This is a genomic window from Micromonospora sp. NPDC023644 (assembly GCF_040640115.1).
Taxonomy (GTDB): domain Bacteria; phylum Actinomycetota; class Actinomycetes; order Mycobacteriales; family Micromonosporaceae; genus Micromonospora.
The window spans coordinates 1-8,501 of sequence record NZ_JBFABA010000102.1 but is presented as its reverse complement, the minus strand read 5'-3'; the positions used below and the strand labels follow the sequence as shown (position 1 = coordinate 8,501).

Genomic DNA, 8,501 nt, shown 5'->3' with positions numbered 1-8,501 from the left:
GGTTGGGGCACGGTCGAGCAGATCACCGACCCCGAGTACTCCACGACCGCGTTCCTCAAGGCGCTGAAGCAGGTCGACGGGTGGCAGGACATGCCCCTGACGAAGGCGGCGCAGACGGTGCAGGTGTCGGCGTACCCCGACCACTACGCCCAGTGGGAGCAGCAGGCCGCCGACCTCGTCGCCGAGCACTGGAACAACTGACACCACCTGAAACGATCACCACAGACTTTCCACCACAAGGGGGATCGCTGGCCGGCACCCGAACCCGGGGTGCCGGCCAGCGGCACATCCACCACTGACGGCCGACGCCGAGCGCGCCCGGTGGTGGACGCTCCGTCGCCGTCGGTCTGCACGGACAGTGGCCGGCAGCGCCCGAACATGGGTTCAACCCTCTGAACGTGGAACGGCCCCCGTCTCCGGTGGTGCGGAGACGGGGGCCGGTCCATGCTCGGGCGGGTCAGGTGGCGCTGATGGTGCCCGTCATCAGCAGGGCGAGCACCAGGGTGCCGAGGGCGACCCGGTAGAGCACGAAGACGTACAGGGTGTGGTGGGCGACGTAGCGCAGCAGCCAGGCGATGGCCGCGTACCCGACGCCGAAGGCGATGACGGTGGCGACGATCATCTGGGCCATGCTCGGCACCGACGTGCCCGGGGCCGCCGGCTCGAAGACGTCACCGACGCTGAAGATCCCGGACATCACCACCGCCGGGATGGCCAGCAGGAACGAGTAGCGCGCCGCCGCCTCCCGGGTGAGGTTGAGCAGCAGCCCGGCGGTGAGCGTGCCGCCGGAGCGGGACACGCCGGGAATCAGCGCCATGGCCTGGGCGAAACCCATCACCACGCCGTCGCGCATCCGGAAGTTCTCCAGGGTGCGGCTCTGCCGGCCCCAGTACTCGGCGAACGCCAGCACGAACGCGAACACGATCAGGGTGGTGGCCACCAGCCACAGGTTTCGGCCGGCGGTGCGGATCTGGTCCTTGAACAGGAAGCCGAACAGCCCGATCGGGATCGAGCCGACGATGACGTACCAGCCCATCCGGTAGTCGAGGCTGGAGCGCACCGACTTGTCCCTGATGCCGACCAGCCACGTACGGGTGATGCGCCAGATGTCCTTGGCGAAGTAGATCAGCACCGCCGCCTCGGTGCCCAACTGGGTGACCGCGGTGAACGACGCCCCGGCGTCCTGGTCGAAGAAGATCGCCGAGGTGATCCGCAGGTGACCGGACGAGCTGACCGGAAGGAACTCGGTGAGTCCCTGGACGATGCCCAGGACGATGGCCTCGATCCAGGTCACTCGCCGACTCCCGAGAGGTCCAGCGCCTCGGCGACGGTACGCAGGGTCTGCACGCCGCTGTCCCGGTCGGCGGCGAACAGGCTCACGGAGAGGGTGGTGACGCCGGCGGCGGCGTACTCCCGCATCCGCTCGGCGATGCGCTCCTTCGGGCCCAGCAGCGAGGTGCGGTCGATGAACTCCATCGGCACGGCGGCGGCCGCGTCGCGCTGCCGCTTGGCCAGGTAGAGGTCCTGCACCTCGCGGGCGGCGTCGCCGTAGCCCATCCGGGTGGCGAGCTGGTTGTAGAAGTTCTGCTGGCGGCTGCCCATGCCGCCGACGTAGAGGGCCGCGTACCAGCGGACCAGCTCGGCGCAGGTGGCGATGTCGTCGCCGACGACCACGGGCACCGACGGGACCACGTCGAAGCCGGCCAACTCCTTGCCGGCCTTCTCCCGCCCGGCCCGGACCGACGCGAGCTGCTCCTCGGCGAACTCGGGGGCGAAGAAGACGGCCAGCCAGCCGTCGGCGATCTCGCCGGCCAGCTCCAGGTTCTTCGGGCCCACCGCGGCGAGGTAGATCGGTATGTGCTCGCGCGGCGGGTGAAAGCCCAGCTTCAGCGCCTTGCCCGGGCCGTCGGGCAGCGGCAGCGTGTAGAACTCGCCGTCGTACGCGACGGCCTTGCGGGCGACGGCCAGCTTCACGATGTCCACGAACTCGCGGGTGCGCGCCAGCGGCTTGCCGAACCGTACGCCGTGCCAGCCCTCGGAGACCTGCGGGCCGGACACGCCGAGGCCCAGCCGGAACCGGCCGCCGGAGAGCGCGTCGATCGTCGCCGCGGTCATCGCGGTCATCGCCGGGGTGCGGGCGGGGATCTGCATCACCGCGCTGCCCAGGTCGATCCGTTCCGTCTGCCCGGCCATCCAGGCGAGCATGCTCGGCGAGTCGGAGCCGTAGGCCTCCGCCGCCCACACCACCGAGTAGCCGAGCCGGTCCGCCTCCTGGGCGAAGGCCAGGTGATCGGCCGGCGTGCTCCACGCTGTCTGGTATCCGAGGCTGAGCCCGAGTCGCACTAGGTCCTCCCCCATCCGCACCACAGGTCGCATCAGGTTACGCAATGCCGGAAGACGCCCCGTCCACCGGTCACCACAACCCCGGGCGGGCCCGGACGGTCGGAAACGCGACGCGCCCGGCACACTTGACGGGAGCGAGGATATCGGCGGGCCCCCGTTCGAAATAAGGTTCACCCATGCAACAGCGACCGCTCGGCCGAAGCGGGCTGGCGGTTTCGCGGCTCGCGCTCGGCACCATGACCTGGGGCCGGGACACCGACGCCGACGATGCGGCCGCCCAGCTGAAGAGTTACCTCGACGCGGGCGGCAACCTGATCGACACCGCCGACGTCTACGGCGACGGCGACGCCGAGTCGGTGATCGGGTCGCTGCTGGGCTCCCTGGTGCCGCGCGAGGAGCTGTTGATCGCCACCAAGGCGGGGCTGCGGCCGGGCAGCGGCCGGCGTCGGGACGGTTCGCGGGGGCACCTGCTTCGCACGCTGGACGCCTCGCTGCGCCGGCTCGGCACGGACCACGTCGACCTGTTCCAGCTGCACGGGTACGACCCCGACACGCCGCTGGAGGAGACGCTCGCGGCGCTCGACCACGCGGTGGCCAGCGGCCGGGTCCGCTACGTCGGGGTGTCGAACTTCGCCGGCTGGCAGACCGCGCGGGCGGCCGCCTGGCAGACCGCGTGGCCGGGGCGCGCCCCGGTGGTGGCGGCGCAGGTGGAGTACTCGCTGCTGGAGCGGGGGGTGGAGCGGGAGGTGCTGCCCGCCTGCGAGGCCCTCGGGCTGGGGGTGCTGCCCTGGTCGCCGCTGGGGCGCGGGGTGCTCACCGGCAAGTACCGGCACGGCCGGCCCGCCGACTCGCGGGCCGCCTCGCCGCACTTCGAGCGGTTCGTCGCCACCTACCTGGAGCCGCGCTGCTCCAGCATCGTGGAGGCGGTCGCCATCGCCGCGGGCGGGCTGGGCGTCTCCCCGACGGAGGTGGCGCTGGCCTGGATCCGCGACCGGCCCGGGGTGGTCGCCCCGATCCTCGGCGCACGGACGGTCGGGCAGCTGCTCGGCGCGATCCAGGTCGAGCGGATGACCCTGCCGGAGGAGATCGTCACCGCGCTGGACGACGTGTCGGCCGTGCCGGTGGGCTACCCCGAGCGCGACGGCTGACCCCCGCGCCGCGCCGGGGGCGACCGCCCGGTCAGGCCGCGGGGCGCCGGCCGGGGAGGTCGCGTACGGCGGCGAGGAAGCGGGACTGGTCGTCGCGGGTGGCCGGGTTGACGATCCGGATCCAGGACCCGTCGTCGAACACGATGGTGGACGGGAAGTGCATAAGGCGGGCCGCGCCGGCGTCGGAGTCGATCCGCGCGATGCGCCGCCGCGGCACGCTCCAGAGCACCTGGGGGCGCCGCCGGTCCTCGCGGTCGGGGTCGGGGCGGCGGCCCATCCGCAGCAGGTGCAGGTGGGTGTCGGTGACCGCCAGCGGGGTGCCGGTGTAGCGCTCCAGGAAGAGCAGCAGGCTGCCGGCGAGGGTGGCCAGGTCGCCGCTGAAGACGTACCGCCGCCGGTAGGCGATCTCGGCGAGCTGGTCGGCCAGCGGCCGGTAGCGGCTGAGCCGGAACAGCGCCCGGAACGCCTCCTGCTCGTCGGTGAGCGGCAGCGGCTCCCGGGGCGCGGCGCCCGGCGCGGGCTCCGGCTCGGGCGCCTCCGGCGTGCCCGCGGCGAGCACGGCGGCCCTGCCGGGCAGCAGCAGGACGCCCGCGGCGATCCGTACGGGCGTCAGCACGGCGTCCACCCAGGCGACCGGGTTGACGATGTTGAGCAGCCCGAACAGCGCGCGCGGGTCGAGCGCCTCGGCCAGTTCCGCGTTCACCCGGTCGGCGAGCTGGCTGCCGGCCCGGTGGTTCTCCGGGGCCCGTACCGGCGCCAGGCCGACGTAGCGGATCTCCTCACCCGGCAGCAGGGGCGCGACCAGGGCACGCTCGGGCTCGTCGGTGGTGCGGAACTCGTCGCGCAGCTCGCGGGCCTTGTCCCGGGCGGTCCGCGCACCGCCCAGCACCGCGTCGGTCAGCCGGCCCAGCCGACTGCGCCCCTCGGACACGCCCCACCCCCTCGATCGGCCGTCACCTGCCGGTCGGCTGCTCCGCCGGCGGCTGCCCGAAGACATTCTGGTCGATCCACTCGGCGCCGCCCTGCACCGCCGCGTCGACCTTGTCGCCGACCTGGTCCATGCCGGGCACCGACAGGCCGGAGACCATCGCGACCGTGCCCCAGGTGGCGCCGTGCACGACGGAGTTCGGGATGTTCCACGGCAGGTTGGTGGCCCAGTCCCGGCCGATCATCCGCGCGCCGTCGGCCATGCCGTGCGCCCGCAGCGCCCCGAGCCGTTCGAACGTGCTCATGTCGAAGGGCGTGCCGGACTTGCCGAGCTTCCAGCTGCCCTTCGCCGGGTCCATGAACTTGTGGAACCACTTGTCGGCGTCGCCGGCGGCGCGGCGCCTGTCGGCGTACTTCTGGCCGGCGCGCAGCGCCTTCTGCTTGTCGACCAGCTTGTCCAGGTGGTTGCGCAGCTTGCGCAGGTGGAGCAGGACCCGTTGCAGCAGCCGGATGACCTTCTGCAGGTGCGCCGCCAGCGGCCGGATGATCTTCAGCATCCGGGCGAGCGCGATCATGCCCCGGGTGACCCCCAGCGCCACCCCGGCCGCCCAGGACGCCCCGGCGGTGAACGGGGCCATCAGCAGCGCGGTGACGAGCGTCACCAGCAGGAAGTTCACGAACTCCACGCAGATGTCGACCAGGACGTCGTGCACGGTCTGCAACGCGTCGGCGACCCCGCGCAGGTACTCGGCGGTGGCGGTGAACTGCTCGGCGACGTCCAGCAGCTGCTGCTCGACCTCGGCCATCCGCCGCCCGTACGCCTCGCCGGACGGGGAGCGCCAGCCGGCCTGTTCGGCCTCGCGTACGCCGCGGTGGGTCATCGCCACCTCACGCACCTGCCCGGCCAGCGTGTCCCACTCGGTGGCCTTGGCGCGCAGCGCGGCCGGTTCGCCGTCGACGAGGTCGACGAGCTGGATCAGCGGCCAGGCGAGGGCGCGGCAGACGCTGTCGACCACCTTGTCCACGCCGGACAGCGCGTTGTCGATGCCGTTCCAGAGCTCGACGGCGGTGCCCGCGGGGCCGCTCACCGGGGCAGCCCCGTGCCGATGGCGCGGAAGGAGGCGTCGATGTCCTGCTCGTTGCGCTCGTAGGCCTCGGCCGTCCCGCCCAGCGCGCCGCCGACCCGCTCGAACGCGTCGTGGCCGGAGCGGAACAGCTCCATCCCGCCGGTGACCTGCTCGGCGTACTTCTCGCGGAGCATGTCGCTGACGAACGGCAGGTGCCCGAAGGCCCCGTCCGGTATGTCGCCGGCGGACGTGATCCGGCTCTCCAGCGCGGTCAGCGAGGTGGCCACCCGCTTCGCCGCCGCCTCAAGCCGACGTACCGCCTGCACGTCGACGTCGATGTCAGGCACGCCGTTCCTCCCCCACTCGCCCGGCGGGACGACGATACGATCATGCCGCCGACGGGCGCCACCCCGGCCGGCACCGCGCACGGGAGGTTCTCATGTCTGACCCGCTGTCCGCGTTCGACGCCCTCGCCGGACGGCTCGCCGACATCGAACGCCGCTTCGCCGGGCTCAGGGACGACCTGGACGAGCTGAGCGCCACCGCCACCGACGACAGCGGTCTGGTGTCGGCAACCGTCGACGCCACCGGCGGGCTCACCGACCTGAGCCTCGCGCCGACCGCGCTGCGCGTGGGCACGGAGGACCTCGCGGCGATGGTGCTTGAGGCGTACCGGCAGGCCCGCGCGGCGGCGACCGAGCAGCTCAACGAGCGCACCGAGGGGCTCGACGCGACGCTCGGCGCGGGCCTGGACGGCATCTTCGGCACCCCCGGCGACTTCGCCTCGCTGGGCCGTCTGGAGGAGGCCATGGGCCGGTTGGGGCGGCTCGACGGCCGCCTCCCGGGGCCGCCGGCATGACGTCGCCGGGCTGGCCCGAGGTCGTCGCCCGGCTGCACGACACGCTGTCGGGCTGCGACCGCGACACCGACCTGGAACTCGCCGCCGGTCCCCGCCGGCTGCACCTGATGGTGCGCCGGGACACCGTCCGCGGGGTCTGCCCGCCCTACGACGAGCGCGGCCTGGCCGAACTCGGCTGGCGAGCGCCGCGCGGCGCCGGCGGCTGGTGGTACGAGACGCCGCGCACCGCCGAGGGCCTGCGCTGGTGGAGCGGCTTCGCGACGCGGACCGCCGCCACGGTGCTGACCACGGAGCCCGGCGCGCTGTCCTGCCAGGTCCTCCCGCCCACCGGGCCGCGGGTGCGGCCGGAGCCGACCGTGCCGCCGGTGCCCCGCGTGCCGGCCGGCGGGGCCGGCCCCTTGCTGGCGCCCGCCGCGCCTCCCCCGGGCCCGCCGGGGGCCACCGCCGACCTCGGCGACGGGCAGCTGGCGGCCGACCCGGCCAGCGGGGCGGGGCCCGCCCCCACCCGTCGTGCCGCCGACGGCGCGGACGCTCCGACGTCCGGCCCGACCGACCACACGGACGCTCCGGCGTCCGAGCCGACCGACCACGCGGATGCTGCGGAACCTGGGCCGACCGACCTCACGGACGGGCCGACCGACCGCGCGGAGGAGGCGGGGAGCGGAGCGGACCCGGGCGGCCCGACCGTGCTCGACCTGCTCGACGACGCCGGCGCACGGCGGGACCTGCCCGGCTACCTCGGCATCCTCGCCGCCGTGGCCGTCTGCGTACCGCTGGCGGCGGAGCCGGGGCCGGACCGCGACGTGCCCTGGACGATCGTCACCGATCCGACCGGCGCGCCGCTGCTGCCCGTCTTCACCTCCCCGGAGGCGCTGACCGCGTTCGCCGGGGTGGGCGTGCCGTTCGTCGCCGTGCCCTGCGCGGACCTGCTCGCGGACTGGCCCGACCCGGCGTGGGGGCTGGTGGTGGACGCGGGCACCCCGCGCGCCCTGGCTCTCGGCGCGCCGTCGCTGGCCGCCCTGCTGGCGGCGAACCCGCCGCCCGGCTGACCGCCGGTGGGCGGCCGTACCACTACCGGGCGCGACGGCCGCGCCGGACGAGCCGCACGCCGAACACGACCGCGCCGACGACGAGCAGGACGCCCAGGAGCTGGAGGCCCGGCGAGTCGTCGGCCTCCCCGAGCACGACGCCGGCGACGCCGAGGGCGACGACGAGGAGGGCGACGAGGGCGAGCAGGTACTTCATGGGGTCTCCTTCTCAGCGGCCGGAGCCGTGCCGGTCCGGCCGGGTGGCGGGTCGTGGTGGGTCGGTCGGTGCGTGGCGCGCGGTGCGCCGTGACGGTTCACTCCTCGACCCACTCGAGCAGGTCGCCGGGCTGGCAGTCGAGCACCCGGCACATCGCTTCCAGGGTGCTGAACCGAACGGCCTTGGCCCGGCCGTTCTTCAGCACCGCCACGTTCGCCGGCGTGAGCCCGACGCGCTCGGCGAACTCACCGACGCTCATCTTGCGCTTCGCCAGTTCGACGTCGATGCGGACGACGATGGGCATCAGATCACCGCTTCCATGTCGGTCCGCAGCGTCGTGGCCTGGCGCAGCAACGCGCGCATGACGACCATCAGCAGGCCCAGCACCGCGACGCCCACCAGCATCAGGAACAGCAGGAGCGGCAGCCCGGGATCGGACGCCCGGAAGCCGACGTAGAGGAAAACGCCCAGCAGCACCACCCAGGCGGCGACGATGGCCCAGACGATCGCGTTCACCCACGCCATCGAGGCGTCACTGAAGATGCGGTCGTTCTTGACCAGGGTGAGCAGCTTCCAGGTGGACACGATCACCACCTGCACGCACAGCACCCAGAACACCGAGACGGCGGTCATCGGCCATCTGAGGTAGGCGGACTCCGGGGATTCCTCGGCCATGTGTGCGAACTGCCCGGGCAGCGAGAAGGTCTGCAACATGACCAGGATCCCGAATAGCACCACGAGGAAGACTCTGAGCGGGGCTACCGCTCGATGCTCGTTGAACATGCATCGACTATCGCTCTCAACCTATCGAAAGTCAATAGGTTTGGCGATCTGCGGGGAGGCCGGGCACCACTACTCGGACGGATCGCGCGGGGCCTGCCTCCGGCGGCCTCCGCCGGGCGCCGCGCCGCC

At 73.3% G+C, this 8,501-nt stretch carries 11 protein-coding genes and 1 pseudogene; 4 read left to right on the top strand and 8 right to left on the bottom strand.

Annotation, left to right across the window (positions count from 1 at the left end):
• A pseudogene (locus AB0G08_RS29915) lies at positions 1 to 201 on the top strand (hypothetical protein); the annotation flags it as partial.
• A gap of 256 nt (positions 202 to 457) precedes the next feature.
• Here AB0G08_RS29915 and AB0G08_RS29910 read toward each other — a convergent pair.
• Both AB0G08_RS29910 and AB0G08_RS29905 read right to left on the bottom strand, forming a co-directional pair.
• Positions 458 to 1,294: an undecaprenyl-diphosphate phosphatase gene (locus tag AB0G08_RS29910; RefSeq protein WP_358094257.1), complete on the bottom strand. Its 837-nt coding sequence runs from the start codon at positions 1,292 to 1,294 to the stop codon at positions 458 to 460.
• On the bottom strand, positions 1,291 to 2,343 hold the full coding sequence (locus tag AB0G08_RS29905) for an LLM class F420-dependent oxidoreductase (protein WP_358094260.1): 1,053 nt from the start codon (positions 2,341 to 2,343) through the stop codon (positions 1,291 to 1,293). Before AB0G08_RS29905 ends, AB0G08_RS29910 begins: the two co-directional genes overlap by 4 nt.
• Positions 2,344 to 2,519: 176 nt before the next feature.
• Between AB0G08_RS29905 and AB0G08_RS29900 the strand changes: the two genes are divergently transcribed.
• Positions 2,520 to 3,491 (top strand): aldo/keto reductase, encoded by a 972-nt coding sequence (locus AB0G08_RS29900; protein WP_358094254.1) that lies wholly within the window; start codon positions 2,520 to 2,522, stop codon positions 3,489 to 3,491.
• Positions 3,492 to 3,522: 31 nt separating this feature from the next.
• On the opposite strand, the gene AB0G08_RS29895 is transcribed toward AB0G08_RS29900, so the two are convergent.
• The 3 genes from AB0G08_RS29895 to AB0G08_RS29885 are packed head-to-tail and all read right to left on the bottom strand — an operon-like array spanning position 3,523 to position 5,832.
• Entirely contained in the window at positions 3,523 to 4,422 is a 900-nt protein-coding gene (locus AB0G08_RS29895) for a hypothetical protein (RefSeq protein ID WP_358094251.1), read from the bottom strand.
• A 22-nt stretch (positions 4,423 to 4,444) separates the two neighbouring features.
• Positions 4,445 to 5,506 carry a hypothetical protein gene (locus AB0G08_RS29890; protein WP_358094248.1) on the bottom strand — a complete coding sequence of 354 codons (1,062 nt, stop codon included), beginning with the start codon at positions 5,504 to 5,506 and terminating at the stop codon, positions 4,445 to 4,447.
• Entirely contained in the window at positions 5,503 to 5,832 is a 330-nt protein-coding gene (locus AB0G08_RS29885; protein WP_358094245.1) for a hypothetical protein, read from the bottom strand. Before AB0G08_RS29885 ends, AB0G08_RS29890 begins: the two co-directional genes overlap by 4 nt.
• Positions 5,833 to 5,924: 92 nt before the next feature.
• On the opposite strand from AB0G08_RS29885, the gene AB0G08_RS29880 reads away from it, so the two are divergent.
• Positions 5,925 to 6,344: a YbaB/EbfC family nucleoid-associated protein gene (locus AB0G08_RS29880; RefSeq protein ID WP_358094242.1), complete on the top strand. Its 420-nt coding sequence runs from the start codon at positions 5,925 to 5,927 to the stop codon at positions 6,342 to 6,344.
• Positions 6,341 to 7,393 (top strand): SseB family protein, encoded by a 1,053-nt coding sequence (locus AB0G08_RS29875; RefSeq protein ID WP_358094239.1) that lies wholly within the window; start codon positions 6,341 to 6,343, stop codon positions 7,391 to 7,393. Before AB0G08_RS29880 ends, AB0G08_RS29875 begins: the two co-directional genes overlap by 4 nt.
• Positions 7,394 to 7,415: 22 nt before the next feature.
• Here the strand turns inward: AB0G08_RS29875 and AB0G08_RS29870 are convergent, their stop codons facing one another.
• From AB0G08_RS29870 to AB0G08_RS29860, 3 genes are all read right to left on the bottom strand, one after another.
• Positions 7,416 to 7,589, bottom strand: coding sequence for a hypothetical protein (locus AB0G08_RS29870; RefSeq protein WP_358094236.1), 174 nt, complete (start codon positions 7,587 to 7,589; stop codon positions 7,416 to 7,418).
• Positions 7,590 to 7,686: 97 nt separating this feature from the next.
• Complete coding sequence (locus tag AB0G08_RS29865; protein WP_091094605.1) at positions 7,687 to 7,893, bottom strand: helix-turn-helix transcriptional regulator; 207 nt, start codon at positions 7,891 to 7,893, stop codon at positions 7,687 to 7,689.
• Positions 7,893 to 8,327, bottom strand: coding sequence for a DUF2975 domain-containing protein (locus AB0G08_RS29860; protein WP_358094233.1), 435 nt, complete (start codon positions 8,325 to 8,327; stop codon positions 7,893 to 7,895). The genes AB0G08_RS29865 and AB0G08_RS29860 overlap by 1 nt, the downstream gene beginning before the upstream one ends.
• Positions 8,328 to 8,501: the final 174 nt, after the last annotated feature.